The sequence below is a fragment of the Mucilaginibacter sp. 5C4 genome (genome assembly GCF_034345625.1).
Lineage (GTDB): Bacteria > Bacteroidota > Bacteroidia > Sphingobacteriales > Sphingobacteriaceae > Mucilaginibacter > Mucilaginibacter aurantiaciroseus.
Genome location: NZ_CP133775.1, coordinates 577,643 through 603,088, shown reverse-complemented (window position 1 = coordinate 603,088; position 25,446 = coordinate 577,643). Strand labels below are relative to the sequence as shown.

At 43.2% G+C, this 25,446-nt stretch carries 27 protein-coding genes and 1 pseudogene; 13 read left to right on the top strand and 15 right to left on the bottom strand.

The window, feature by feature from the left end; translation table 11 throughout:
* Positions 1-210: 210 nt before the first annotated feature.
* The 10 genes from RHM67_RS02795 to RHM67_RS02750 all read right to left on the bottom strand — a co-directional run bounded on the left by RHM67_RS02795 (position 211) and on the right by RHM67_RS02750 (position 9,920).
* Complete coding sequence (locus tag RHM67_RS02795; RefSeq protein WP_252758950.1) at positions 211-582, bottom strand: NADH-quinone oxidoreductase subunit A; 372 nt, start codon at positions 580-582, stop codon at positions 211-213.
* Positions 583-666: 84 nt separating this feature from the next.
* Positions 667-2,358 carry a hypothetical protein gene (locus tag RHM67_RS02790; RefSeq protein WP_322230493.1) on the bottom strand — a complete coding sequence of 564 codons (1,692 nt, stop codon included), beginning with the start codon at positions 2,356-2,358 and terminating at the stop codon, positions 667-669.
* Positions 2,359-2,380: 22 nt separating this feature from the next.
* A complete protein-coding gene (locus tag RHM67_RS02785; RefSeq protein ID WP_322230491.1) occupies positions 2,381-3,292 on the bottom strand; it encodes a substrate-binding domain-containing protein in 912 nt (303 codons plus the stop codon).
* A 227-nt stretch (positions 3,293-3,519) separates the two neighbouring features.
* Positions 3,520-4,344 carry a TonB family protein gene (locus RHM67_RS02780; RefSeq protein WP_322230490.1) on the bottom strand — a complete coding sequence of 275 codons (825 nt, stop codon included), beginning with the start codon at positions 4,342-4,344 and terminating at the stop codon, positions 3,520-3,522.
* 34 nt (positions 4,345-4,378) lie between these two features.
* Complete coding sequence (locus tag RHM67_RS02775) at positions 4,379-4,909, bottom strand: biopolymer transporter ExbD (RefSeq protein ID WP_322230487.1); 531 nt, start codon at positions 4,907-4,909, stop codon at positions 4,379-4,381.
* 2 nt (positions 4,910-4,911) lie between these two features.
* The gene (locus tag RHM67_RS02770) at positions 4,912-5,532 is read right to left on the bottom strand and encodes a biopolymer transporter ExbD (protein WP_322230484.1); all 621 of its coding nucleotides are present in this window, start codon (positions 5,530-5,532) and stop codon (positions 4,912-4,914) included.
* Positions 5,533-5,636: 104 nt separating this feature from the next.
* Positions 5,637-6,470, bottom strand: coding sequence for a MotA/TolQ/ExbB proton channel family protein (locus RHM67_RS02765; RefSeq protein WP_322230481.1), 834 nt, complete (start codon positions 6,468-6,470; stop codon positions 5,637-5,639).
* Positions 6,471-6,767: 297 nt separating this feature from the next.
* A complete protein-coding gene (gene pckA / locus RHM67_RS02760; protein WP_322230479.1) occupies positions 6,768-8,372 on the bottom strand; it encodes a phosphoenolpyruvate carboxykinase (ATP) in 1,605 nt (534 codons plus the stop codon).
* A 160-nt stretch (positions 8,373-8,532) separates the two neighbouring features.
* On the bottom strand, positions 8,533-8,868 hold the full coding sequence (locus RHM67_RS02755; RefSeq protein ID WP_322230476.1) for a translation initiation factor: 336 nt from the start codon (positions 8,866-8,868) through the stop codon (positions 8,533-8,535).
* 164 nt (positions 8,869-9,032) lie between these two features.
* Positions 9,033-9,920: a diacylglycerol kinase family protein gene (locus RHM67_RS02750; protein ID WP_322230473.1), complete on the bottom strand. Its 888-nt coding sequence runs from the start codon at positions 9,918-9,920 to the stop codon at positions 9,033-9,035.
* A 222-nt stretch (positions 9,921-10,142) separates the two neighbouring features.
* On the opposite strand from RHM67_RS02750, the gene metK reads away from it, so the two are divergent.
* The 5 genes from metK to RHM67_RS02725 all read left to right on the top strand — a co-directional run bounded on the left by metK (position 10,143) and on the right by RHM67_RS02725 (position 14,657).
* Positions 10,143-11,393, top strand: coding sequence for a methionine adenosyltransferase (metK, locus tag RHM67_RS02745; protein ID WP_322230471.1), 1,251 nt, complete (start codon positions 10,143-10,145; stop codon positions 11,391-11,393).
* 78 nt (positions 11,394-11,471) lie between these two features.
* Positions 11,472-12,203, top strand: a complete 732-nt coding sequence (locus RHM67_RS02740; protein WP_322230468.1) for a DUF4184 family protein — start codon at positions 11,472-11,474, stop codon at positions 12,201-12,203.
* Between the two features lie 22 nt (positions 12,204-12,225).
* On the top strand, positions 12,226-13,155 hold the full coding sequence (locus tag RHM67_RS02735) for an EamA family transporter (protein WP_322230466.1): 930 nt from the start codon (positions 12,226-12,228) through the stop codon (positions 13,153-13,155).
* Positions 13,156-13,312: 157 nt separating this feature from the next.
* Positions 13,313-13,873, top strand: coding sequence for an NUDIX hydrolase (locus RHM67_RS02730; protein WP_322230463.1), 561 nt, complete (start codon positions 13,313-13,315; stop codon positions 13,871-13,873).
* A 46-nt stretch (positions 13,874-13,919) separates the two neighbouring features.
* Positions 13,920-14,657, top strand: coding sequence for a lysophospholipid acyltransferase family protein (locus tag RHM67_RS02725; protein WP_322230460.1), 738 nt, complete (start codon positions 13,920-13,922; stop codon positions 14,655-14,657).
* Positions 14,658-14,890: 233 nt separating this feature from the next.
* Here RHM67_RS02725 and RHM67_RS02720 read toward each other — a convergent pair whose 3' ends face one another.
* The 4 genes from RHM67_RS02720 to RHM67_RS02705 form a co-directional block, all read right to left on the bottom strand.
* Positions 14,891-15,133 (bottom strand): neutral zinc metallopeptidase, encoded by a 243-nt coding sequence (locus tag RHM67_RS02720; protein ID WP_322232167.1) that lies wholly within the window; start codon positions 15,131-15,133, stop codon positions 14,891-14,893.
* A gap of 38 nt (positions 15,134-15,171) precedes the next feature.
* Positions 15,172-16,476 (bottom strand): M20/M25/M40 family metallo-hydrolase, encoded by a 1,305-nt coding sequence (locus RHM67_RS02715; RefSeq protein ID WP_322230457.1) that lies wholly within the window; start codon positions 16,474-16,476, stop codon positions 15,172-15,174.
* Entirely contained in the window at positions 16,477-18,324 is a 1,848-nt protein-coding gene (locus RHM67_RS02710; RefSeq protein WP_322230455.1) for a M61 family metallopeptidase, read from the bottom strand.
* Positions 18,325-18,455: 131 nt separating this feature from the next.
* Positions 18,456-19,574 carry a DUF4407 domain-containing protein gene (locus tag RHM67_RS02705; RefSeq protein ID WP_322230453.1) on the bottom strand — a complete coding sequence of 373 codons (1,119 nt, stop codon included), beginning with the start codon at positions 19,572-19,574 and terminating at the stop codon, positions 18,456-18,458.
* A gap of 120 nt (positions 19,575-19,694) precedes the next feature.
* Here RHM67_RS02705 and RHM67_RS02700 point away from each other — a divergent pair, with 120 nt between their 5' ends.
* The 5 genes and pseudogenes from RHM67_RS02700 (at position 19,695) to RHM67_RS02680 (ending at position 21,814) form a co-directional block, all read left to right on the top strand.
* Positions 19,695-20,009 carry a rhodanese-like domain-containing protein gene (locus RHM67_RS02700; RefSeq protein WP_252758932.1) on the top strand — a complete coding sequence of 105 codons (315 nt, stop codon included), beginning with the start codon at positions 19,695-19,697 and terminating at the stop codon, positions 20,007-20,009.
* Position 20,010: 1 nt separating this feature from the next.
* Positions 20,011-20,199, top strand: a complete 189-nt coding sequence (locus RHM67_RS02695; protein ID WP_252758931.1) for a DUF6358 family protein — start codon at positions 20,011-20,013, stop codon at positions 20,197-20,199.
* A 70-nt stretch (positions 20,200-20,269) separates the two neighbouring features.
* Positions 20,270-21,175 (top strand): prohibitin family protein, encoded by a 906-nt coding sequence (locus RHM67_RS02690; protein WP_322230448.1) that lies wholly within the window; start codon positions 20,270-20,272, stop codon positions 21,173-21,175.
* A gap of 26 nt (positions 21,176-21,201) precedes the next feature.
* Positions 21,202-21,510 (top strand): nucleotidyltransferase domain-containing protein, encoded by a 309-nt coding sequence (locus RHM67_RS02685; RefSeq protein ID WP_322230445.1) that lies wholly within the window; start codon positions 21,202-21,204, stop codon positions 21,508-21,510.
* Between the two features lie 16 nt (positions 21,511-21,526).
* Positions 21,527-21,814 (top strand): annotated as a pseudogene (locus RHM67_RS02680) (DUF86 domain-containing protein).
* A gap of 1 nt (position 21,815) precedes the next feature.
* On the opposite strand, the gene RHM67_RS02675 reads toward RHM67_RS02680, so the two are convergent.
* Entirely contained in the window at positions 21,816-23,048 is a 1,233-nt protein-coding gene (locus tag RHM67_RS02675) for a glycoside hydrolase family 5 protein (RefSeq protein WP_322230442.1), read from the bottom strand.
* Positions 23,049-23,187: 139 nt separating this feature from the next.
* Here RHM67_RS02675 and modA point away from each other — a divergent pair, with 139 nt between their 5' ends.
* From modA to RHM67_RS02660, 3 genes are read left to right on the top strand one after another with little or no spacing between them, the layout of a single operon-like run.
* A complete protein-coding gene (gene modA / locus RHM67_RS02670; RefSeq protein WP_322230439.1) occupies positions 23,188-23,946 on the top strand; it encodes a molybdate ABC transporter substrate-binding protein in 759 nt (252 codons plus the stop codon).
* 3 nt (positions 23,947-23,949) lie between these two features.
* Positions 23,950-24,621, top strand: a complete 672-nt coding sequence (gene modB / locus RHM67_RS02665) for a molybdate ABC transporter permease subunit (protein WP_322230437.1) — start codon at positions 23,950-23,952, stop codon at positions 24,619-24,621.
* The gene (locus RHM67_RS02660; protein WP_322230435.1) at positions 24,618-25,244 is read left to right on the top strand and encodes an ATP-binding cassette domain-containing protein; all 627 of its coding nucleotides are present in this window, start codon (positions 24,618-24,620) and stop codon (positions 25,242-25,244) included. The genes modB and RHM67_RS02660 overlap by 4 nt, the downstream gene beginning before the upstream one ends.
* Positions 25,245-25,446: the final 202 nt, after the last annotated feature.

Sequence of the window (25,446 nt, the reverse complement as noted above, 5' to 3'; positions counted from 1 at the left end):
AAATTCCTTATCAAATAATATTAAATGCTCAGTTAAAACTGATGTGCAAATTTACAATAATTACGATGTAACAGATACACTATGAAGCCTCGGAAATATATTTAGAATCAGTCTAAACTAATTCCCTACACCCCTCCTCTAAATCGACCCCGGCTTGGGAGACTTTTTATATAAGCCATCCATTCCGGAGAGGGTTTGGGTGGGGCTTCCTTAATCCCAGTTTAAAGCGCCTTTTTTTATGATGTAGAAGAAACCGGCAAGCAACGTGCCCATAAAAATGAACATCTCTATCATCCCGGTGGAACCAAGATCGCGGAAGTTTACCGCCCAGGGGTACATAAATATCACCTCTACATCAAACAACACAAACAGTATAGCTACCAGGAAGTATTTGATTGACATTGGTGAACGGGCGTTACCTACCACTTCGATACCCGACTCGAATGGGGTAAGTTTATCTTTAGTTTTACGCTTAGGGCCAATTTTGTGGGTTACAACCATGGTTGTAACAACAAACCCCATAGCCACCATCATCTGGAATATGATGGGCAAATAGTTGACCGGTAAACTTTTTAATTCCATGGTGCAAATATACAAATGAGTACATAATAAAAAGCCCCCGTTAGTTAACGGAGACTTTTTTAATTTATTTATAAGACAATATGATTATTTACCTCTGCTGGATGCGCCACCTTTGCGGGAGAAAAACGCTACTACCTGTTTATTAGTAGGGTCATTATCTCTTGCTTTTGTATAGTTCTCAGTAGCCTTGGCCATGTCTTTATCTTTATATTCAGCATAGGTTGCTATATAAACATAAGCTTCTGCCAATTCCTTCTTCACTTTATCTACTGGTGTACCACCTTTAGCGAGAGTCGTTTCGATATATTTTTCGTAGAAAGGTTTAGCGTAACCCACAATGTTGTTACGGTCTTTATCCTTTAAATCGTTTACACGGGCACGATATAAATATGCATTTGGGTCAGTCGGTGCTTTTTGGGTTACATAGCTAAACGCTGAATCTGCTTTTGCAATAGTGGCTTCGGCATCAGGGCTTTTCTCGTTATAAGAGAAGTAGTAACTAACTCCTTCATAGAAGTGATCTAATAATTTCACATTCCTGCCTTTTTGAGTATAAACGTGGTAAGCATCACCAGCTTCAGCGTATTTCTTTTGTCCGTAAAGTGCTTTCGCGATCTCCGGATAAACGTCAACCTGGGTAGTATCAATCTCAATTGCTTTACGCAATGAAGCAACACCCAATGAATCTTGCTTAGAAGCAATTTGCAAACGGCCCAGGTAAACATAATCACGAGGTATTACACGTTTAGGATCTGCTTTAGTGATCCAGGTATTGATAGCGGCCAAACCTGCAGGATAATCTTTATTCTCGTAACCGGCGTAGCCTAAGTAACGGTAAACTTTTAAGTTACCATTTGCAGCGCTTGACAAAGCGGCAGCTTCTGTTTGCAAGCTTTTGTAATCACCGGCGTATAACAAGAAGTCGGCATAACGTAAACGCGACTCAACAGAAAGGTCTGTTAACGACAGGTATTTACGATAGTTATCAGCACCTTCTTTAACTTTAGCCGATGCCATTTTCGGATCAGTTAATGCCCAACGGATGTCCGTTTCTGCCCATTCGCGATAAGCAGGGCCGTAGTTAGGATCGATGGCTAAAGCTGCTTTGAACTCCGTTTCTGAACTCTCGAAGTTATTAGCATATTTCCAGATAACACCGGTTGCTACTTTAGCATGAGCCAATTTAGGGTCAAGGTCTAAAGCCGATTGGTAGTTACCCAATGCTTCGGTGTTTTTTGTTTGGGTGCGCAATGCATCACCTAAGGCAACCAAAATTTCGGGGTCTTTAGCGTTAACAGTTTTACCCTTTGTTAATACTGCAATAGCAGCATTTGCATCTGCAGCAGGTACTTTACCGTCAACGGTATTTAACAAGTAAGCTTTGCCCACGTATAAATATGGTTTACTGTCTTTACCTGCCAAAGCTATTGCCTGGTTAAAATTTGTTGTAGCGGTTGCTTTGTCTTTATCTAAAAACGCGGCAGCACCTAAACCTGCATAGTTTAATGCCGATTTTGGGTTTACAGCAATACCTTTCTGGAAATTGGTTTTTGCTGAATCGGGATATTCCTGAAGAATATACACCCAACCAAGATAAAAGAAGTTCTCGTCCTTAGTAGGCTGGGTTACGGTTAAATTCTTAAGCATCAATTTTGCTTTCTGATACTGTTCTGCATCTATCGCTTTTTTTGCATCGGCTATGCTCTGCGCAAAAACTGAAGAGCCAACAAGCGTCAGTGCTAATACTATCTTACTTATCTTACTGATCATTTTCATCCTTAGTTTGTTATGTATATAGTTAGTGTGTTATATGTAATTCCCGTTGCGGGATAGAATCAGGTAGTAAGCCCGATCTTAGTATTATTCGTTGTCCGCGTTCACTTGCTAAAAACGATGCAAAGCCCGAGCCTAAACCCTTCCTGCCTGTGCAATCTATTATATATAACGACCTGCTTAACGGATACGTATGTTGGACAAGAGTTGTTTGCGAAGGTTTAAAGTACTCGTTGGGTGCAGTTTTACTGCTTTCGTCCTTAACGCCTACAATTTTAACCTTACCAACAGCATCCGCATAGTCCTTATCAGGGTCGTTTAGCCATGCAAAGCCCGTTATCCCTATTGAATTAGGGTGCGTACTTACATACTTTATAACCTCTTTACTTGAGCTTAACGCGTAAATATTTTTTTGCTTTAGCGCTTTATTGCCAGATAAGGTCTTCAAATACCTTACCAAACTTGAATTAGGGTTATCAAACACTATACTTTTATCTGTTTTCGACTGCCCGTTCAGCATGCTTTTGATCTCATTTACCGAGATCGTGGTATCATTTGACGCATTATTTACAATAAGCGCAACAGCGTCTATCGCAAACTTATTAACGTCTGGTATCAATGAACGCCTTTTTAATACGCCAAGTTCGGCAGTATCCAGGGTGCGCGCCATAATAACTACCCTTGCTTTATCATTCATTAAATTATTTACAACCTCGCTTTCGGGTTTATAAGTAATTACAGGGTTAGCCTGAGGGTAACTTGACTTAAAAACATACAACTCTTCGTCAACTATGGGCGAAAAAGACTCGTCCCCATAAAATTGCGCTGTACCAAAAGTAAACCCGTCCAGTGGTGCCTTTTTGGCTGTGTTTTGCTGGCAGCTTTGTAATACAGCCAAAAACGCTACACCCAAAAACAATTTAGTACTAAGCTTCATTGGGGTCCTTTCTTAAATAACGCGAAAAACGTAAAACTGCATAAACAATTATAATACAACCGAAAATGGTTTTTTGCGGCTTTGGTAGCTTGCTCAAAAAATTATCCCAAAAGATGATCATGAGCCCCAAAGCTATAAAGCAAATAAATGCAGTAACTCCTAAAATAAGCAAAAACCGCCTTTTGGGCGATTTTTGCTTCTCATTGTTGTTTGATAACATTAATTTTTTATTCTGACGCCAGTGTAAAGTTTACCGGGATACTATATTGTACACGAACCGGGCGACCGTTTTGTATACCTGGTTTCCACCTGGGTGACCTTTTCAATACACGTATTGCTTCTTCATCACACCCGCTTCCAATACCACGCACAACTTTAATATCTGTTAAAGAGCCGTCTTTTTCTACAACGAATGTTAGAATCACACGTCCTTGAACGTTGTTCTCTCTCGCGATAGAAGGATATCTAACGTTGTCTTGTAGGTACTTGTAAAATTTAGATTCACCACCAGGAAACGCCGGAGCTTGCTCTACCGCGGCAAAGATCTGGTTAGGATTTTCTTCTACTACCTGTTTAACATCAGAGTTACCAACCGGCTCATCAATTGTGATGGCTTGGTTAGGGTCACCCTTTTGGTCTTTCTGGCCCGGATCCGCAACTTTCAATTCCTCTACAGTTGGCGGGTCTTTTTCGCGTACCTCATTATCCGGTTTTACAACCGGAGGAGGGAAACGCACCTGGTCAACCTTTGGTTTAGGTGGTTCTGGTGGCGGTGGCGGTGTTTTTACCGCTTCATTTACGGGAGGTGGAGGCAGTAACACTTCGGTAACCTTCACCTTTTCATCAGCTTTGGGGATAAATCCCTCTATTGCATTGAGGATTGTTTTAAAAGATATAAGTAAAACAAATGCTGCTACACCAATTATAAGGGCCTTGTTTGTATTACGAGGATTTTCCCTTCTAAGTTCGTATGCACCATAAGCTTTATTACGGCCTGCAAAAACAACGTCAATCCACTGCTTGTTTAGTATGTCTAATTTTGATCCAAACATTATGTTATAACGTTAAATTACTGTAATTTTTCCATTAATAGTTACCATCGCGCTTAAGCAATTCTACTTCGGAAGGTAGTATATCTACAATAGCGTAAGATTGTACGTTGGTTATTTTCATTTCATCCAAAACGTCAACCAAATTTTTATAGTTTGATTTATCGCTTGGTTTGATCAAAACAACCATATAGTTACCAAAACTTGCCTGAACTTCTTTGCCTTTTTCAATAAGCGTTTTACGGATACCATCTTTCCCGTACCCTTCGGTAGTAGGCTGGGATTTACCCGGCTCGCCAATAAACCATTCCAATTTATTGTTAGCACCTAACAAAATTGTCATAGATCGTGAAGCGGCTACTGGTAACTGCTCTTTGGTTTTCTCGTCCTTATTGGGCATGGTTACATCCATCGCTTTCGGTTTAGAAAGCGTAGTGGTAAGCATGAAGAAGGTTATTAACAAGAAGGCCAAATCCACCATCGCGGTTAAATCCACACGCGTTGAGGCTTTTTTACTTCTTACTTTCCCACCTTTTTTACCCCCGCCGGAGGTGTCTAATTCTGCCATGTTTAATTTGTTTTAGGTGCAGCTCTAATTGTAGTAATTAGACTAAATTTGTCAAGTTTTTGTTTTTGAAGTATCCCAATAACCTTTTTAATGGTCGGGTACTCTTCTTTATTATCTCCTTTGATAGCTATCCTTAAGGCTTTGTTGTGCAAGGCCACATCGGCTTTACGAGCTTCACGGATCCAGTCGGCAAGTTCGTTATTAGCTGTTGTATCCGCTGGGATACCTGATTGCTTGAACTCCTTTTTCTGCGCGGCGTCTAAGGAAAGGAAACTTTTAAGCTGATTCATCGGCACCCCAAATATTGGTGTACCTGAGAATTTTTTTTGCTCTTCCGGAGTGAACTGTACATTGTATTTCTCACCCATTTGTTTAAGCGTTTGAATACGAATGTCGTTACCATCTACAGTAAAGAAAACTTTTTGCTCAGCTATTGTTAGCATCAACACGTTATCATCAGGTATTGGCTGAGTGGTTGATGATGCAGGTATATCTACCGGTACAGGGTCTTCTGTACGGGGTTTTGCTGTTAATATAAAGAAAGTAAGCAAAAGGAAGGCTACGTCGCACATGGCGGTCATATCTATCGAGGTGCTCTTTCTCTGGACTTTTACTCTTGGCATCTTGTTCCTTTTTTAATATAATAATGTAAAGATAGTTAATTAACGCAATTGTCCGAATTATATTTTGTCATAACAGGTATTTGCGCACTAATATTCTACAAAAATTATTTTTTGTGTGATGCAGCGAATGTTTGAACGATGCTGAAACCAGTTTCGTCAATCGCGTAAGTCAGTTTATCAATTTTAGAAGTAAACAAGTTGTACATTACAATTGATACAGCTGAAGTACCGATACCTAACGCAGTGTTGATAAGTGCCTCAGAGATACTGTTTGATAACGCTGATTGGTTTGGAGCACCAGCCGCAGCTAACTCACCAAAGGCCTTGATCATACCGATTACTGTACCTAACAAACCGGTTAATGTACCGATTGATACCAAAGTAGCGATGATGGTTAAGTTTTGCTCTAACATTGGCATTTCTAAAGCTGTTGCTTCTTCGATGTCTTTTTGGATAGCTAAAGCTTTTTGCTCAACGTCTAAAGTTTGATCAAATTCCATCTCTTTGTATTTTTTCAAACCAGATTTGATAACGTTTGCTACCGAACCTTTTTGTTTGTCGCACTCAGCGCTTGCGCCGTCGATGTTACCTGCATTTAATAAAGATTGGATCTTTCTAACGAAAGCGTCAACATTACCTGTACCAGATGCTTTGCCAATAACTACAAACCTTTCAATTGAAAACACGATAACCATTAACAGGTATGACATGATCAGAGGCACGATAACGCCACCTTTGTGTACGGTACCGAATAAATCGCCTGGGTTTGGTTCGTTTGCTGGATCGCCACCTTTGTAGTGACTTGGGTGACCTAAGATGAATACAAATATCAAAATTGCCACTACTATACAGATAGGAATGGTCAAAGTTGCAAATGCGCCCGATGCACTTGAGCTTTCTTTAACAGGAGTAGTTGGTTTTGTTGGTGCGTTTGCCATTACTTTTTAATTTTTAGTTTTCGTTTTGTTTATAATATAAGTTAATAAAATGTGTGTGATTTAAGCGAATAACAAAAATAGAATTTAAATGAAATAAAAAAACTTTTTATGTAATTCTTTATAATTATTTAATGTACGGCTGCTAAACCATTATGAAATTGGTGATTACATAACGCTTTGAAACACAAAAATTGTCTACATCGCAGACAATTTTTTACAATACAACCCATTTTTTTTTGGAATAGCAAGTTATAACACATAAAAAGTATGTAACTAAACTGATATAGTAGCGTCTAATTATACCTCTAAAGCTACGTTAGGCCCAGCATTTATTATCTCCGGGGTGCTGTAAGCGGCATATTTGTCGAAGTTTTTAACAAAGGCCCCTGCCAGCTTATTTGCGCTATCTTCATAATTATCGGCGCTGGCCCAGGTGTTTTTAGGGTCTAAAACCTCATCGGGCACGTTAGGGCAACTGTATGGTATAGCTATATTAAATATAGAGTGCCGGTGATAATCTACATTATCCAACCCTCCGTTCATGGCCGCGGTTATCATTGCACGGGTATGCGATAGCTTCATGCGTTGGCCTACACCATGCGCTCCGCCTGTCCACCCGGTGTTAACCAACCATACATTAACCTGGTGCTGTTTTATCTTTTTACCCAGCAGTGTAGCATACGCTACCGGGTGCAATGGCAAAAAAGCCTCACCAAAACATGCCGAAAACGTGGTGGTTGGCTTGGTGATACCTGCCTCGGTACCTGCAATCTTGGCGGTGTAGCCGGAGATGAAGTGATACATAGCCTGCTCGGGCGTAAGCTTTGCTATTGGCGGCAATATCCCAAAGGCATCGGCGGTTAAAAAGAATATGTTTTTGGGCGATGCACCTATAGATGGAATTACCGCGTTGCTTACATTATATAAAGGATAGGCCACACGGGTATTTTCCGTTTTATCTATATTATTAAAATTAACGCGGCGCGTACCGGGGATAAAGTTCACATTTTCCAAAAGCGCACCATATTTAATAGCATTAAAGATCTGTGGCTCCTTCTCGGCAGTAAGGCCGGTGCATTTGGCGTAGCACCCCCCTTCAAAGTTGAATATGGTGTAATCACTCCAGCCGTGTTCATCATCGCCGATCAGGCTGCGCTCCGGGTCGGCAGAGAGGGTGGTTTTGCCCGTGCCGGATAAGCCAAAAAATATAGCGGTATCGCCCTTAGCGCCGGTATTGGCCGAGCAATGCATCGACAGCACCTGCTTATCATGCGGCAGTATAAAGTTCAGCACCGAGAAGATGGCCTTTTTGATCTCGCCCGTATAACCAGTACCCCCTATCAGTATTATTTTTTTACTGAAGTTGATGATAGAGAAATTTGGCTGGCGGGTACCGTCCTTCTCCGGTTCGGCCATAAAGCCGGGCGCTGCGATAATGGTCCACTCCGGCTCACCCTCGGGGTTCAGCACTTCGGGGCGGATGAACAGGTGGTGCACAAACAGGTTCTGGTAAGCTGTTTCGGTGACCACGCGGATGTCGATATGGTATTTTTCGTTGGCGCAGGCGCAGGAGTCGCGCACAAAGATCTCCTTGCCGGCAAGGTATTTTGCTACCTTATTATATAAGGCGTTAAATTTCGCGCCATCAAACTTATAATTGATGCTACCCCACCATACCGCATCATGGGTTATGTGATCATCAACAATAAAGCGGTCTTTTGGCGATCGGCCTGTAAATTTGCCGGTGTCGATAGCGAGGGCGCCGGTATCACTCAGTACACCTTCGTTACGTTTAATTGCAGCCTCAACAAGTTGTGCCGGGGTTAACTGGTAGTAAATAGCGGGGCTATTAGCCAGGTTTAGGTACCCTAAATTGGGTACCCGGTTAGCAGTGGTGTTCATCAGGATGATATTTTATAATTGGTTGCTACAAAACTACCTTTTTGATACACTAAGAACCAAGCATTTTTAAGTATTTATTTACATAATGTATTTTTTACACACCACTTAAGTAATTGATTATCAATAACTAAATAGAGTTAGTATTCTTAATTTCGATACACTATCCTCCGGCCTTTTTTGCCTTGTAGCCATCCGTTTGCAGCATGGTAAGCACCTTATCCCTAAAATCGCCTTGTAAAAGCACTTCGCCATCCTTAACCGAGCCGCCTACGCCGCATTTGGTTTTCAGTTTTTTGCCAATAGCTTCCAGGTCGGCATCCACCCCAATAAAGCCGCTAACGCGGGTTACCAGTTTGTTACCTTTTATCCTGTCGAGGTAGATCTTTAAGTTTTGCTGCTGTGGCGGCAGGGTTTGCTGCTCGTTTCCACCCTCTTCCCTGTATTCAAAATCAGGGTCGGTAGAGTACATAATGCCGGTGAAGTTTTTCTTTGCCATAAGTCCCCTTTAAACGGCGAAGCCCTCATGAACAACATGAAAACTAACACCTGTGAATAATCTCCCCCGGTAGGGGAGACTTTTATTTTTTTGTTTTGAATTTTATTTGCCTCCTTAATGCTAAAAGCCCCTATCCCCCCGGAGGGGGGTTGGGGTGAGGCCTATTATTTATATGATGCGCCAACAATCACCTTCAGCGCGTTTGGCACTACTTCTATATCAATATCTGTGCCTGCCACCTGCGGCTCGCCATCCAGGTGGATAGGGCCTTCCTGATGCCGGGTGATATGGATATGCTTTCCTTTGATGATCTCTACGTATTTAGAACTATCTGCCGTTTTGGTGAACATCCTCAAGCCCATCTCCGGGAAACGCCATAGCGGGAAAGGTTTTATGATACAAACATCCAGCAAACCATCCTGCACAGATGCCGTTGGCGATACGTGCGCGTTGTTGCCGTATTGCGAGGAGTTGGCCATACTCAGCATAAATGCTTCGCGGTCATAAGGCACACCGTCAACTTCGATATGGTAGTTTTTGGATTGATAGGTAGAGATCTCTTTAATGGACGATTTAAAGTAGCTTACAAAGCCGCGCTTGTCGCTACCGTGTGCAAACACATGGCTGATGTGGGCATCAAAACCCATCCCGGCCATGTTAAAAAACCATTGCCCGTTCATTTTACCGGCATCAATGGTAATTGCCCTTGCCAGGTTAAGCGTCTTAAAGGCGTCCTCTGCATTCATCGGGATGTTCAAGAACCTCGATAAGCCATTGCCCGAGCCATAAGGGATAACACCCAGCGTGGTATCGCTATTTACAATGCCCGATGCTACCTCATTAACGGTACCATCGCCGCCTACGGCAACAACAATATCGTACTCGCCTACCGCTGCCTTAGCTAAGCCGTTTGCGTGGAAAATACCGGTGGTAAATTCAATGTCGTAATCAAAAATAGTTGTGTCAACGTATTTCTGTACAAGCTCCGGCACACCTTCCTTATTCTTCCCTCCCGATACCGGGTTTATTATAAATAACGCTTTCCTTTTCAACTATATAAGTTTACAGGGGGCAAAAGTAAATGTATTTTCGGCTTTGTAAAAAATTGTTTTATTTTTGCTTTCCGAAAGTGGACTGATTTAATGCCCCATTGTTGATAAACATACAACGGGACTGGATTGCAACCACGTAAAAAAGTGCTAAACCGTGCCCCTTTTACAACGTTCAAAGTAGATCTTTGCCTTTCGGTTTTAACGTTTATTACATACAATAATATGCCATACTTATTTACATCGGAATCCGTGTCTGAAGGGCACCCGGATAAAGTTGCCGACCAGATATCGGACGCGTTAATTGATAACTTTTTAGCATTCGACCCCGAGTCGAAGGTGGCTTGTGAAACTTTGGTTACAACAGGCCAGGTTATTTTAGCGGGCGAGGTAAAATCAAAAGCTTATTTAGACGTACAAAAAATTGCCCGCGATGTTATTAACCGTATTGGTTATACCAAAGGCGAATATATGTTTGACGGCAGCTCTTGTGGTGTGCTATCGGCCATCCACGAGCAATCGCCGGATATTAACCAGGGTGTAGACCGTAAGGCGAAAGAAGAGCAGGGCGCAGGCGACCAGGGTATGATGTTTGGGTACGCCACCATCGAAACTGATAACTATATGCCTTTGGCTTTAGATATCGCCCACGCTTTGTTACGCGAGCTTGCAGTTATCCGCCGCGAAAACACCGACATTGAGTACCTTCGCCCGGATGCAAAATCGCAGGTTACTTTAGAGTACAGCGATAATAACGTGCCAACCCGTATCGATGCGATCGTGATATCTACCCAGCACGATGATTTTGCTGAAGAAGAAGCCATGCTATCAAAGATCAGCAAGGACATTGTGGAGATCCTGATCCCACGCGTTAAGGCTAAATATCCAAAATACGCCCACTTCTTTAACAATGAGATTACTTACCATATTAACCCAACCGGTAAATTTGTAATTGGTGGCCCGCATGGCGATACCGGCTTAACCGGCCGTAAGATAATTGTGGATACTTACGGTGGTAAAGGCGCCCACGGTGGCGGTGCATTCTCAGGTAAAGACCCATCAAAGGTTGACCGTTCTGCTGCTTACGCAACCCGCCACATCGCAAAAAACCTGGTAGCTGCAGGTGTTTGTACCGAAGTTTTGGTACAGGTATCTTACGCTATTGGTGTTGCAAAACCAATGGGGATCTATGTAAACACTTACGGTACCGCTAAGGTTGGCTTAAACGATGGCGAGATAGCTAAAAAGGTAGAAGAGATCTTCAGCATGACGCCATACGCTATTGAAACCCGCTTTAAATTGCGTAACCCTATTTATAGCGAAACCGCTGCTTACGGCCACTTTGGCCGCCCAAGCGAGGTTGTTACCAAATCATTCAACGCGCACGATGGCAGCACCATCACCCGCGAAGTAGAATTGTTTACCTGGGAAAAATTGGACTACGTAGATAAAGTAAAAAGCGCCTTCGGTTTGTAATAACAATCCGACCCATATTCAGAATAGCGATAAGTATCTACTTATCGCTATTTTTGTTTAGGCTAAACTTCAAACATAATGCCCTTTACTATTTCGCATCCTGCCGTAATATTGCCATTAAATTATCTGCCTAAACGGTTTATATCTTTAACCGCACTGGTAGTTGGGAGTTTAACGCCCGATTTTGAATACTTTATTCGCATGAAGGTGCAGTCCGATTACAGCCACACTTTGCCGGGCTTATTTTGGTTTGATTTACCGCTGGGAATTTTACTAATGCTGATATACAAATTCGTAGTTAAAGATAAACTGATAAATAACCTCCCTCTATTTTTAAAAAAACGGTTCTCTTTTTTTAAAGACGGCTTAACCCCGACTCCCAAATATTATTTCCCGGTTGTGATTGTCTCACTAATTATTGGCGCTGCATCACATTTACTTTGGGATAGCTTTACACACCCAACAGGCTACTTTGTAGAAATTATACCGGGATTAAAACAGCTTGTTTATCTATTGCAGCACAAATTTTTCTTGTATAACATCATTCAGCATTTAAGCTCGCTTATTGGCGGATGCATCATTATCATAACCATCGTTAATTTACCTAAGTTAAAAGGAACTCGAAGTAAGCAGATAACCACCTATTGGATAAAGGCAATAATAACTATGCTGGTGGTTACAGGCTTACGTTTTTGCACCGGCCTTAATTTGCACCGCACCGGCGATTTAATTGTTACTATTATTTCCGGGGCATTATTAGGTTTGATGATGGCCGCTGTATTCACAAAAAGCGATAAACATTTAGCCTAACCTTTACATTTTCTATTACGCAATGACGAAAAAAATCGCCTCGCCCTTACTGGTTGCCTTCGCGTTCTTCAACATATACATCATATGGGGCTCAACCTACCTGGCGGTAGCTTACGGGCTAAAAAGTTTCCCGCCATTTATATTAGTTGGCTTGCGGTATTTAAGCGCGGGGTTACTAATGCTGGCCTGGTGTAAGATCAAACGCGAAAAATTCCCCGAAAAGAAATTGGTAATCCGCCATGCCATAAGCGGCACCCTAATGCTGGTTGGCGGCACAGGCATGATAGCCTGGGCCGAGCAATACATCAGTTCCGGCCAGGCAGCCATATTGGTTGCAACCGAGCCACTTATATTTTTAATATTAGATAGGGCAAACTGGTCGCGATATTTTTCTAATAAATACATCATCAGCGGCTTGCTGATTGGCTTTACCGGTATTTTCCTGTTCCTGAAACTCGGCGTGGCGGTAGCCAACCCCTCGCCTATGGCAACAGTAGCAAGCGTGGTAGTGTTATTTAGCGCGGTGCTTTGGGTGCTTGGGTCGTTAATGATCAAAGACAATAAGGGCAACAGCACCTCCACTATGAATGCAAGCATCCAGTTATTAGCGGCCGGTGTAGCAAGCGCAATCATCGCCTTCGCCAAAAGCGAGCAGGTAGGTTTTGCGTTCGCGGATGTAAGCTGGCAAGCCTGGGGTGGGTTAGTTTTCCTCATCGTGTTTGGTTCGTTACTGGCATATCTTTCGTTTGTTTGGCTTATCAGTATCAAACCTCCGGCAATCATCAGCACCCATACTTATGTAAACCCGGTTGTTGCCGTATTTTTAGGCTGGCTGCTAATAAACGAGCAAGTGAACTCCGCGCAGCTGATCTGCCTGTTTGTGATATTGATTGGGATAATGCTGGTTAATGTGCCGGCATATTTGAAAAGGAACCGGGGTTTAGCGGAGTAAATTATCTAAGACGCGAAGTATCGCTTCTCTACGAAAATTATCTTGTAGAGAAGCGATACTTCGCGTCTCCCTCATGCAATGCCAGTACAATGCACCTTACAATAACGGGTGGGGAAACCTCATAATGACGTGGCGTAAATTATTTTATCTTTACCTCATGCAACACCCTGAAGCTAACCCCTGGAAAATAACATCAGAAAAGGAAATTTACGATAACCCGTGGATAAATGTTACGGAGTACCAGGTGATCAACCCATCGGGCAACCCGGGTATTTACGGGCAGGTGCATTATAAAAATATCGCTATTGGTATTCTGCCTTTGGATGATGACATGAACACCTACCTGGTGGGCCAGTACCGTTTCACCCTAAAACAATACAGCTGGGAACTGCCCGAAGGCGGCGGCATTATCGGCGTTGATCCGTTAGAATCCGCGAAGCGCGAATTGTTGGAGGAAACGGGGTTAAAAGCATCGCAATGGACGGAGATCCAACGCATGCACTTGTCTAATTCGGTGAGTGACGAACTTTGCATCCTGTACATTGCCCGTGGCCTGGAACAGCATGAAGCCGAACCGGAGGATACTGAGCAACTTATTGTAAAAAAAGTGTCTTTTGAGGACGTTTACAGGATGGTTTGTAGCGGCGAAATAACCGATTCGTTAGCGGTGGCTGCCGTGCTTAAAGCCCGCTTAATGCAGTTAGAGAACACTTTATAAAATCGCGATTATCATTTCCGCAAAAAATTTTAAATTTGCGCCCTTGATGAAAAAGTTTTTAGGCTATATCCTGTCCCCGATTGCCACTGCAGCTTTCTTTTTGATGCTGGTGATCTTTCACCCCATACAGTGGCTTTGCTTAAAACTGGGTGGTTATAGCGCGCACAAGCGCTCGGTAGACATCCTGAATTTTTTCCTGGTGCAAACGGTCTATATTTTAGGTAACACCGTCACTTTCATCAACAAACAAAACCTGCCGCTAAGCAGGCCTATTATTTTTGTGGCTAACCACCAGAGCTTGTTTGACATACCGCCGATGATCTACCACCTGCGTAAATATCACGCAAAGTTTATTTCTAAGGTAGAGCTGGCAAAAGGTACCCCATCTATCTCATTTAACCTAAGGCATGGCGGCGGCGCTAATATCGACCGCAAAGACCCGCGCCAATCCATCACCGAGCTGGTAAAATTTGCCGGCCGCATGAGGGACAATAATTGGGGCGCCATGATATTCCCCGAGGGTACGCGCTCGCAGAATGGCAGGGTGAAAAAATTCCAGTCGGCAGGTATTGCTACGCTGTTAAAAAAATGCCCTAATGCACTTATAGTGCCGGTTGCTATTACCGATAGCTGGAAGATGATCCGTTACGGCCTGTACCCGTTAAATACCTTTACCCCCATTAAATGGGAGGTACTTGAACCCATTGAACCGGGAAGCACACCTGTTGATGAGTTAGTACAGGAAGTAGAGAACCGCATCAGGGCCATTGTAGACCCAAGTTAGAAACGCCCGTTCAAGCGTCCACGCTCACGATAAACGGCAGCGTAGACGCTGCCAAAAAGCAAAAGTCAAGCGTGAACGCTTGACTTGGCGCAAAAGTTTCATAACAATTACAAGCAATAAGATGGTGGCGCTATTTTGTCAGTTATGAAAAATGCAAGCATCTGATTATAAGGTATTTGCAAACAACGGCGTGTGTTCACAATCGTGAACGTGAACATTTCGCCTGAAATTGCCTACTCCAGATCTCCCGCTGCAAAAGTATTTCCCTGGCTTACATCACCTGTTTCAAAACCTTTTTTGAACCAGTACATGCGCTGGGTGCTGGTGCCGTGGGTAAAACTATCGGGGTGCACTTCGCCCTGGTATTCTTTCTGCAGGCGGTCGTCGCCAATTTGATGAGCGGCGTTTAGTGCCTCTTCAATATCACCGGGATCAAGCACATTTTTCTGGTTCTTCTCATAGTAAGCCCAAACAATTGTTTGGGCCTTACAGATTTGTGGTTATGAGGAAAACTTTATTTTTTCGGGATACGTGTTGGGGTGTCCTTACCGGCAACAATACTGCGCGAGCTTAGCGCAATAGCACGGATGGTTGCCACAATGTTATTTACATCAAGCGAGGCGTACTCATCCTTAACGGTATGGTATAATTTATCCGTCGGTATCTGATCTGTAGAGATGGTATGCGCCGGTACGCCTAAAGCGGCAAGCGTCGCGTTATCACTGCGATAAAACAGGTTTTGCTCGGGGTATGGGTCCGGGTAAAACTTAAAGGCCGTACCTTCCAGGTTTTTTTGCAGGATAGTCCCAAAATCTGAACGTTCAAAGCCGGTGATAAAGGCAGAGTTCTCGCCAAACTTAGCGGCTTTACCGATCATTTCGATATTAAACAACGTTACTACTTTATCAGGGTCTAACTGCTTAGAAAAATATTGAGAACCAAAACCACCGATCTCTTCGGCAGTAAAGGCTACAAATACTAAAGTACGTTCGTTGTTATTTAGCTTTTTGTAATACTTGGCAAGGGTTATAACCGCTGTAGTACCCGATGCATCATCATCTGCGCCGTTGGCGATGCTATCGCCATCCATGGCTTTGGTCATAATGCCCAGGTGATCATAATGCCCGCCGAATACTACATATTCATTAGGTTTTGATTTACCGGGGATAATACCCACCACATTAAATAATGGCTTCTCGGTTGATTTAACTTCGTAGTTTACCGCTGCCGATTTGAAATCGCCAAAGGCACCAAGTAAAAATACGATGATCGGCGCTGTGTTATCCGCTTCTTTAAAACTGGTACCGCCCCTTTTGTAACGGCTAACCAACCTGTTAAAGTTTTTGGCATAGCTGGTATCTATCAATACCAATTGTTTTTTACCACCGCTGAAAATGGCGCGGTACTCGGTGGCAAAATCTTTACCGGCCGCAATTTTAACAACATCCACGCCATCGGTATTTGCCCAATTGAACGAGCCGGATGCGCTGATGGCTATGTTAGCCGCCGATACCTCCGCACCATTGATGGCAACTTTTGAACTTACAGGGCTGGTACTAACCATGCTAAAATTCTGGCGGAAGCCGGTGTTGCCTATAAAGGGTTTTAAACCCGCGGCTTTAAATTCACCCTCTATAAATGTGGCAGCTTTTTCGATACCTTTTGTAAAAGTACCGCGGCCTTCCATATCGTCGGCGCTAAGGGTTTTGATGATGCGCTCTACATCATCCTGTTTTATTAGTTTATTTACATCCTGGCAAAAGCCAAGGGTCGGCGCTGCGGCTAAAGCGGTTATCGCTATTAAAAATTTAAATTTCACTTATTTTACTTTTGATGATAACCAGCTGCTGCGGAAATCTTTTTGTTGTTGGCTTAATGTTTTACCCGCTTTTTCAAAGGTTACTACTTCAAAGGAAGGACTTTCTTCTACCACTAGGGTACCGTCGTGGTTGCCTGTGCGGTTTTTGTAGGTTACGGCAAGCTTATCGCCCGGTTTTTTATCTTTAATAATATCAGCGATCTCGGTTGCTGCCTTTACTTCCTTACCATCAATTTGCAATATGGTATCGCCTGCATCAAGTCCTGCTTTGTAAAACGGGGTATTTGACACGGTAGCGTTTGTGATAGTTAGCCCACCGTTTGATGGTTTGCTTACTATACGGCCTATCCATGCTTTACCGGGCGCTTCATTTTGCAGTATCAAGCCTGCGTTAGCTAATAAAGCTTCGTAGTTGTTCTTTTTTACACCGTAGATGTAATCTGCAAAAAATGATGCCGCAAATTTAGGGTTGGTAACCTTACCAAGCGTGGCTTGCAGATCAGGTATGGTATATGGCTTTCCGGTTTTACCGTAAGCTAACCAAACCTGGCGCATGTAATCGTCCAGGGTAATCTTAAATTCGCTGCGTAAACGCAGGTCAAGAGCTAAAGCTGTAGCGCCGCCATAAACATAGTAGCTTGTGAAGATATTACCATAGTTAGTAGCATCAACTGCTACACCAGCATCTGTAAATACCGCGTAACGGCTCATTTGTGTTGGCGGATATTTTGCCGGGGCTGGGCCTGCTAAAACCGAGTTAACTAAACCTGCAACGGTGCGGGTATAATCCTCAACCGAATTAAAGCCACTGCGTACCAATAGCATTTCGCCGTAGTATTGCGTAAACCCTTCGGCAAACCAAAGCTCGTTGCTCATGTTGGCGTGCTCAAAGTTAAACGGCTCTAACGATTTTGGACGGATGCGCTCCACATTCCAGCTATGGAAAAACTCGTGCGAGTAGGTGCCTAACAGGCCTTTCTCGTTGCCAGCAACTTTATCTGATCCATCAACAATACAAGTAGAGTTGCGGTGTTCCATGCCATCGCCAAAGTTGTTTGGGTGTACATCGTCAAGGAATGTATAGCTCCCGTAATCATAATCCGGCTGTTCGCCAAAAACGGCTTTTTCTTCCAGCACAACCTTTTTTACCATTTGGGCAAAGTTGTCTATGGTAGCCTGGTCATCATCGGAGTGTACGGCAATGCCCATTTTTTGCTTTTTGCCGTTAGTGTTAACCACATCCCAGTAATTGGTTTTAACGTTAGATAGTTCGGTAGGGCTATCCATCATATATTGCATATCCGGCGCACTGTAAACATTCTCGCCCTCGTGCTTTAATTGGGTAGCAACTTTCCAGCCGTATTTATCCAAATCGTTAAACTCAAACTTTATAGGGCGGGTTACAATATCTTTATTAACTGCCCACATAAATGCCGCGGGCATATTCAGGTGCGCATGGCTGGCATCAATACCTACATAAGTACCATCGGTGTGGTTACCAAATAAGGTATAGCTTATTTTCACTACCGAACCATGTTCTGCCACCTCGTAAACATCGCCCTCAACCTGTTTTATAACCAATTCTTTACCGCTCAGGTCAAATGCCTTTACATTGTAAATATTCTTGCCAAACTCATGCGTGGCATAACGCCCTGGCGATGAGCGGCTCATCCGCATTCTTAGCGGCACGTTATCGGTTATTTCAGGAACAGTTATGGTTATTTCGGCCTCGTGGTGAGCCGCGTTAGGGAATGATACAACATAGTAAAGCCCGTTGCGTGCTTTAGTTTGTGCATTAGCGCCAAACGCGAAAAAAGCGGTAGCTGCAAGGAGTAATATTTTCTTCATTGGGATGATATGATTCAGATGTTGAAATTACCAATTAATCAGACAACTCGTATCTATCAATTTTATTACAAACCTCACCTAAATTCTCTCCAAAGGAGAGGACTTAAAAGTTCTTCTGGCCGGGGAAGATGTTAATCATAACTATGCCTGCCCAGGTCATATTCCGATTGCGCGGTGATGATCTGCTTTCGCCGGGCTATATCGGCATCCAGATTATGATCGTAAGTGTTATCGGTAACGGCAATATCCCGGTCTTTATCTTTATTGGCAAAATGGATGTTAGCTTCGCTGATCTTAGCCAAAGCTGTATCATAAGGCCCTTTAGCCGACATCAGCTTTACAAAAACCGGCAAACATTCAAACAGGATGAACAGGTAGCCAATAAATGAGATAGCCATATAGGTATCCAGATCGCGTGTGCCATCAACATTGTAAGATAACTGGCCCAATGCCCAGTTACGGTCCGCAAAACCAGCTACGTTTGATAGGCTGTCCAGTTGCTTTTCGCTGAATAATCGGGTAGCATTTAACCCCTCATAATCTTTCCGTTTGCTTAAGTATTGGTCCATCTGGCCCAGGTTTTCGGTAACAGTTTTAAGCCTGTCCTCTTTCTCCTGCAGTACCTGGGCTTTTTGCTTCGCGTACGTACCATAACCGGTTATGCCCGATGTTTGGTTTGTTTTATCACCAAATACTTCCTGGTTCATTTCGTAACGTGAGCGGTTGATGTCGCGCTCCAGCGAATCTTTCTCTTTCTTCAGGTCGGTATTTTTGACCAGTTCCTGCCCGTATTTTTGCTGATAGGTTTTTTGAAGCGTATCTATCTTGCTGTGCTGCCCCTTCAGGTAAGCCGTTTTTAGCTTGGTGCTGATCTCCTTATCAAAGATCTTCAGCTCCAGCGGGCGCGATATTACTACGCCTATCATTATGGCCAATAAAATACGAGGCGTGGCCTGCAAAATTTGCTGGTTCATACTGCCTTCTTTGTTGATGCTGGATACGATGTACCTGTCCATATTAAAAATGGCAGTGCCCCATATCAAACCGAAAAGGATGGCGAAACCAATGGCAAATGCATTGCCGCTGAATACAAAGTACATGGCGTACCCGCCGGATAGCGAGGCAAAAAGCGCGGTGAAAAATATGGTGGCACCAATGCCCACATACTTATTATGCTCTATTGGGTATTTTTTTAGTGTGCCCACGTGTGCGCCGGAGCAAAACCAAAAAAACCTGGTTACTTTTTTCATTCAGGAATAGCGTAATAATATACACTTAACCATAAAACGCACTTAGGTACTGATTGTTACAGATTGACTACAAATATTTGATATAGAAAAACATACCTTTGGCTGTTAATTATATTTACCATGCAAGAAATAAGCGTACTGGAACTTAAAGAAAAATTAGATAAAGGCGAAGATCTTCAACTGATTGATGTTCGCGAGGACTTTGAATACGAAACATCAAATATAGGCGGACTTTCTATCCCGCTTGGCGGCATATTGATTGAAGCCGATAAGGTAGAGAAAGATAAGCCTGTTGTTGTAATGTGCCGCAGCGGCAAGCGCAGCATGGCAGCCATTATGCAGTTAGAGCAGCAGGGCTATACCAACCTTAGCAACTTGCAAGGTGGTATTTTAGCCTGGAAAGCCGAAATAGACCCGGAACTTAACGTTTACTAAAATGGGCAAAAAGGTAGCACTTAACGTGTTTTACAACATCGCGATATTTTTGTGTATAGTAATTGTATGGAATGCGGTTGAAGCGGCACGCTGGGAGTACGTACTGGCCTGCGCTTTTATAGCCGGTATCATCATTACGCTAAAGATCCGCCTGATAAAAGAGATCAGGGAAATGCAGAACAACAAGTAATTGTAACAATAAACAGATCCGTATATCTAATTTCCAAAGACTACCCAAATAATCTTAATCAAAACATAAAATGTTTTTAATAATTGTTGGTATTGTTGTGCTTATTGTAGGTATAACAATAAAGCGTTCTGCTGAGCCTGTTAACCGCTTTGGCGGTATTATCAGCATTATAGGTATAGCGATAGCGGGCATTAGCTTGCTATTTTCAGTTTTTAAGGTGATAGATCCCGGTAAAGTTGGTGTACAGGTTCTGTTTGGTAAAGTACAAAATGATGTACTGGAAAGCGGCCTGCATGTTATAAACCCGCTGGTTGATGTGACCATCTTTAACACCCAAACCCAAAACTACACCATGAGCGCTGTGCACAGCGAAGGTGAAGTGCAGGGTGATGATGCCATCCGCGTGCTATCATCAGATGGGTTGGAAGTTACCATCGACCTAACCGTTTTGTACAAGGTAAATGCTAATAAAGCCCCTTTTATTATGCAGAATATAGGTATGGATTACGTGGATAAGATCGTCCGTACCGTTGCCCGCACAGCCATACGTGATAACGCAGTGAATTATGCCGCCGTAGACCTTTACTCCATTAAACGCCAGGAATTTCAAAATAAAATAAACAGCACCATATCTTTAAGTTTCGAGAAACGCGGCCTCGACCTGCAACAGATCCTGATCCGTAATATCTCCTTGCCACCATCGGTAAAGGCAAGTATCGAATCGAAAATAAACGCCGAGCAGGAAGCCCAGAAAATGACCTTTGTGCTCCAAAAAGAACGCCAGGAAGCCGACCGTAAACGTGTGGAAGCACAAGGTATAGCAGATTATCAAAAGATACTTTCAACCGGCCTGTCTGATAAACAATTGCAATACGAAACCATCAAAGCCCAAAAGGAAATTGCCCTATCTCCAAATACCAAGGTTATTATTATTGGCGGCGGTAAAGGAAACCCGATTATGCTGAGTGATAAGTAGGCAATATATTTGCTAACTTTTTTTTGATGAACGAGTTAAAAAAGCATATCGCCCAGATAAATCAATTATGCAATTTGCATGAGGTGAGATCGCTGTTTGCTTTCGGGTCGGTAACAACCAAAAACTTTAATATCAACAGCGACATCGATCTTGTTTTTGATATCGATAGTAATGACCCGCTTGATTATTCTGATAAATACTTTGCAATAAAATTTCAGCTTGAAGATATTCTTCACCGCCAAGTGGATCTTTTAGAGGAGCGAGCGATTAAAAACCCTTTGCTTAAAAAAGAAATAGATAATACAAAAGTGCTTGTTTATGGAAGATGGGGTTAAAACCTAGCTTTTAGATATTAAACAGGCCATTAATGAGATAGATAGTTTTCTTCCTGACAAAAAGAACTTTTTTGATTTTAAGAAAGACCTTAAAACCAAGAGAGCGATTGAAAGGAATGTTGAGGTAATCGGCGAAGCAGCAAATCGCATCACAAAGGCTTAACCTGATATTAAGAAAATCATAGATACCAGAAACCGTATCATACATGGCTATGATACGGTTTCTGATGATATTATCTGGGCGATCGTAATTAGAAATCTGCCTATTCTTTTGGATGAAGTTAATAAGCTATTCGCTAAATAGCCTATTCCACCGGCACCTTTAACCCTAATGCTTCAATATATCCTTTATTAGGGATACAATTCACAAACTTGCTGCTCTCTAAAAATGCCCATAGGGCTTTGCGGATCTTTTCCCGGTCGGCGGGGGCGGCTTTGCGGATCTCCTCGAATGTACCTCGTGGTGCTTCGGTATAGTTAATGATGTCTTCGTAACCATCGGGTACATTAAAGCTCATTATGCCTTTCAGGTTATCCAGCTTTTTGTATGGCCAGTAATGCCAGCCAATGCGATTCTTTTCGCAAAGGATGCGGAAGTCTTTTACCCAGGCATCTTCGTTCTCGCCGGTCTCGCCAACGTAGATAGGCACGTTGTATTTATCGCGGAAATCCATATAATCCTGTATCACTTTTTGCACTGGCTCTGTCCAGTATTTATGGAAGGTATACACGCTTTTGCTATCGAACGGTTTACCAAATGGTTTAAAGTTGCTATCCCATTGCGCGCCACCAAGGAAAACGATATGGTTTTTATCAACCGAGCGAACGGCTGCCGTGATCTGCTTAAAAGTTGGCTCTAAATGCGGGTTTAATTCATCAACCTTAAAATAATGGGCGATAGGCTCATTCAGCAAATCGTAACCCATTATGATAGTTTCATTTTTATAATGGCCGGCAATTTTGTGCCAGATATCCGCAGTAAGTTTACGGCTTGATGCACTTGTGAACAAGAACGGATAGCCGTTGCCATCATCAATATTATCACCGGTTTGGCCGCCGGGTGCGCAGTGCATATCCAGTATCACATAAAGGTTTGCTTTTTTGCACCAGCCTATTACCCTATCCAGCAGTTCGAAACCACGGTTTGGGTTGTTCTGTCCCATGTAATCCTCGTAAGTAAACAGTTTATAGTTGAACGGGATGCGGATGGAGTTCATGCCCGATGCTTTCAGAAATTTGATATCCGCTTCGGTAACATAGGTATCCTGGAACTTGCGCCAGAACAATTTCATTTCTTCGGGACCAACCAGTTCGGTCAATGCCTCGTTGATCATCCTTGGCGAGTTGATCTTTTTAAACTTGAACATGTAACCCTCGGGCACCAGCCAATTACCCAGATTTGTACCGCGCATCAAAAATGGCTTGCCATCGGCACCTATAACTTCTTTGCCTTTAACGGTGATGAACTTTGGTGCCTGCGCGCTGCAATTAAATATGCCGGCAGCAATAATCAGCAGGAGTGTGATGATCCTTTTCATTTTTGGTTTATGATGGTTTACAGAAAGCGTTTACAACTGGCGGCCTACGCTAAACAAATGTAAGGTATTTACATTATCATTTAACATTTGTACCGATGTTGCAATAATGCGTATTTTGTGACACAACACGCCACTACCGATGAAACTATTCACTAAAACGTTTTCGTTAATTTTCATCCTTGGGAGTTTTTTTATAGTTGCCGCCCGTGCGCAAAAAATCACGGTGGCTATTGCTGCCAACCTGCAACCGGTAATGAAAGATTTGCAGCATGATTTTAAAACGCGAACCAAAATAGATATCGATGTAATCTCCGGCTCGTCGGGCAACCTCTCCACCCAGATCCGCAACGGCGCGCCCTATGATGTGTTTATGTCGGCAGACAAGGCGTTTCCCGAGGCTTTGCAAAAAGATGGACTTACCTTTAAAAACTCAGTGGTATATGCGCAAGGTGTGCTGATTATCGCCAGCACTCAAAACCTCAATTTTAATAGTTGGAACAAGCTTTTGCTACGCGATGATATCAGTAAGATAGCTATCGGCAACCCCGCCATTGCGCCGTACGGTAAGGCCGCGCAGCAGGCATTAACCAAAGCCGGTATTTACGACAAGGTGAAAAGCAAGATCGTTTTTGGCGAAAGCATTACGCAGGTTAATACTTATATCACTACGGGTGTTGTGCCGGTTGGGTTCACTACTTTGTCATTAATAAAAGATGCTAACAATAAAGTATCGTTGCACTATAAGATCATCAACCCAAAGGATTACGAACCGATAGAACAGGCCATGGTAGTGCTTAAAAACGCGAAGGCTAAACCCGCTGCCGAAAAATTCTATCGGTACATACTAAGCGCGCCGGCAAAAAAAATATTTAAAGCTTACTGCTACCACACCTTATAACGCATGGACCTCACACCCATTTGGCTCACCCTAAAATTAGCGGCTATCACCACCCTGATATTGCTGCTGATCGGCTTGCCATTAGCCTGGTGGTTATCCAAAAAGCGGTCGTTTGTAAAAATCATAATCGAGGCTATTATTACCATGCCTTTGGTGCTGCCGCCATCTGTACTGGGGTTTTATTTGTTGCTGGCGTTTAGTCCGCAGCGCGGGTTGGGGCATTGGCTGCAGCAAACGTTTGATGTGCAGTTTGTATTCTCGTTCCAGGGCCTGGTGCTGGCATCTGTCATTTACAGCATGCCGTTTATGATCAGCCCGGTAAAATCGGCGTTTCAGCAATTGCCGCAGTCACTATCGCAGGCATCATACACGCTCGGTAAAAGCCAATGGCAAACCTTCCGGTACGTTTTACTGCCCAATATCAAACCATCATTATTAACCGCGGCTGTGCTCACCTTTGCCCATACGCTTGGCGAGTTTGGGGTAGTGCTGATGATAGGCGGCAACATCCCCGGCGTTACAAGGGTGGCATCCATAGCGGTTTATGATTCGGTAGAGCAGATGAATTACACCGCCGCCAATAACTATTCGCTGGTGCTGTTTGCTATTACATTTGTGATGGTGTTAAGCGTTTTTATTTATAACAAGTACCAGGCAAAAAGCCCGTTAGAATGATAGCAGTTGAAATTGAAAAAAAGCTAAAAGCTTATAATGGCTTACAGTTGTTACTGATAAAGAAAGCCTTTACCCCCGCAAGCATCACCCGTATTACCGGCCCATCCGGCGCGGGCAAAACCACGTTTTTAAAAATGGTGGCGGGGTTGATAAATCCTGACAGCGGTACAATAAAAGCAGGTAATACTATTTGGTTCGATGCCTCACAAAACATCAACCTATCCCCTCAGAAAAGGCATATCGGTTTCGTTTTTCAGGATTACGCGCTATTCCCAAATATGACGGTGAAAGAGCATTTGGAATATGCCACAAACGATACCGCCTGGATAAATCGCCTATTAAGCATCGGCGGATTGGAAACCTTCACTAATCACAAACCCAACCACCTATCCGGCGGGCAGCAACAGCGCCTGGCTATTCTTCGCGCACTTGCTACCAAACCAAAATTGCTATTGATGGATGAGCCTTTTTCGGCTCTGGATATTAAGATGAAGTCGGCGTTGATAAAGGAGTTACAAGCATTGTTTATTGGGCTCGGCGCAACCGCGCTTATTGTAAGCCATAACCCGCAGGAACTGGATGGGATTAGTACGGATGAATTAGAGGTAGGCGATTACATGTGATCTAATAGTATCTCACTTCATTGCCGTCCCATTTATGGGGCGGGATAGGTAGTAATAATGGGCTGGCTTTAGCCAAATACTTGGATTGGTGGGCTAAAGCCACTTTGCTTCTTACCCTAATCCGTTGGCTGAAGCCAACGGCAATGAAACAAAAATTTACAGTGCTATCTCCACCTAATTCGATTTTGACTTTTTATTTCTA

Bases quoted from the DNA above. Each gene is read 5' to 3' on its own strand.
- RHM67_RS02795 (WP_252758950.1), bottom strand. From the start codon at position 582: ATGGAATTAAAAAGTTTACCGGTCAACTATTTGCCCATCATATTCCAG.
- RHM67_RS02790 (WP_322230493.1), bottom strand. From the start codon at position 2,358: ATGAAAATGATCAGTAAGATAAGTAAGATAGTATTAGCACTGACGCTT.
- RHM67_RS02785 (WP_322230491.1), bottom strand. From the start codon at position 3,292: ATGAAGCTTAGTACTAAATTGTTTTTGGGTGTAGCGTTTTTGGCTGTA.
- RHM67_RS02780 (WP_322230490.1), bottom strand. From the start codon at position 4,344: ATGTTTGGATCAAAATTAGACATACTAAACAAGCAGTGGATTGACGTT.
- RHM67_RS02775 (WP_322230487.1), bottom strand. From the start codon at position 4,909: ATGGCAGAATTAGACACCTCCGGCGGGGGTAAAAAAGGTGGGAAAGTA.
- RHM67_RS02770 (WP_322230484.1), bottom strand. From the start codon at position 5,532: ATGCCAAGAGTAAAAGTCCAGAGAAAGAGCACCTCGATAGATATGACC.
- RHM67_RS02765 (WP_322230481.1), bottom strand. From the start codon at position 6,470: ATGGCAAACGCACCAACAAAACCAACTACTCCTGTTAAAGAAAGCTCA.
- pckA (WP_322230479.1), bottom strand. From the start codon at position 8,372: ATGAACACCACTGCTAACCGGGTACCCAATTTAGGGTACCTAAACCTG.
- RHM67_RS02755 (WP_322230476.1), bottom strand. From the start codon at position 8,868: ATGGCAAAGAAAAACTTCACCGGCATTATGTACTCTACCGACCCTGAT.
- metK (WP_322230471.1), top strand. From the start codon at position 10,143: ATGCCATACTTATTTACATCGGAATCCGTGTCTGAAGGGCACCCGGAT.
- RHM67_RS02740 (WP_322230468.1), top strand. From the start codon at position 11,472: ATGCCCTTTACTATTTCGCATCCTGCCGTAATATTGCCATTAAATTAT.
- RHM67_RS02735 (WP_322230466.1), top strand. From the start codon at position 12,226: ATGACGAAAAAAATCGCCTCGCCCTTACTGGTTGCCTTCGCGTTCTTC.
- RHM67_RS02730 (WP_322230463.1), top strand. From the start codon at position 13,313: ATGCAACACCCTGAAGCTAACCCCTGGAAAATAACATCAGAAAAGGAA.
- RHM67_RS02725 (WP_322230460.1), top strand. From the start codon at position 13,920: ATGAAAAAGTTTTTAGGCTATATCCTGTCCCCGATTGCCACTGCAGCT.
- RHM67_RS02710 (WP_322230455.1), bottom strand. From the start codon at position 18,324: ATGAAGAAAATATTACTCCTTGCAGCTACCGCTTTTTTCGCGTTTGGC.
- RHM67_RS02705 (WP_322230453.1), bottom strand. From the start codon at position 19,574: ATGAAAAAAGTAACCAGGTTTTTTTGGTTTTGCTCCGGCGCACACGTG.
- RHM67_RS02700 (WP_252758932.1), top strand. From the start codon at position 19,695: ATGCAAGAAATAAGCGTACTGGAACTTAAAGAAAAATTAGATAAAGGC.
- RHM67_RS02695 (WP_252758931.1), top strand. From the start codon at position 20,011: ATGGGCAAAAAGGTAGCACTTAACGTGTTTTACAACATCGCGATATTT.
- RHM67_RS02690 (WP_322230448.1), top strand. From the start codon at position 20,270: ATGTTTTTAATAATTGTTGGTATTGTTGTGCTTATTGTAGGTATAACA.
- RHM67_RS02685 (WP_322230445.1), top strand. From the start codon at position 21,202: ATGAACGAGTTAAAAAAGCATATCGCCCAGATAAATCAATTATGCAAT.
- RHM67_RS02675 (WP_322230442.1), bottom strand. From the start codon at position 23,048: ATGAAAAGGATCATCACACTCCTGCTGATTATTGCTGCCGGCATATTT.
- modA (WP_322230439.1), top strand. From the start codon at position 23,188: ATGAAACTATTCACTAAAACGTTTTCGTTAATTTTCATCCTTGGGAGT.
- modB (WP_322230437.1), top strand. From the start codon at position 23,950: ATGGACCTCACACCCATTTGGCTCACCCTAAAATTAGCGGCTATCACC.
- RHM67_RS02660 (WP_322230435.1), top strand. From the start codon at position 24,618: ATGATAGCAGTTGAAATTGAAAAAAAGCTAAAAGCTTATAATGGCTTA.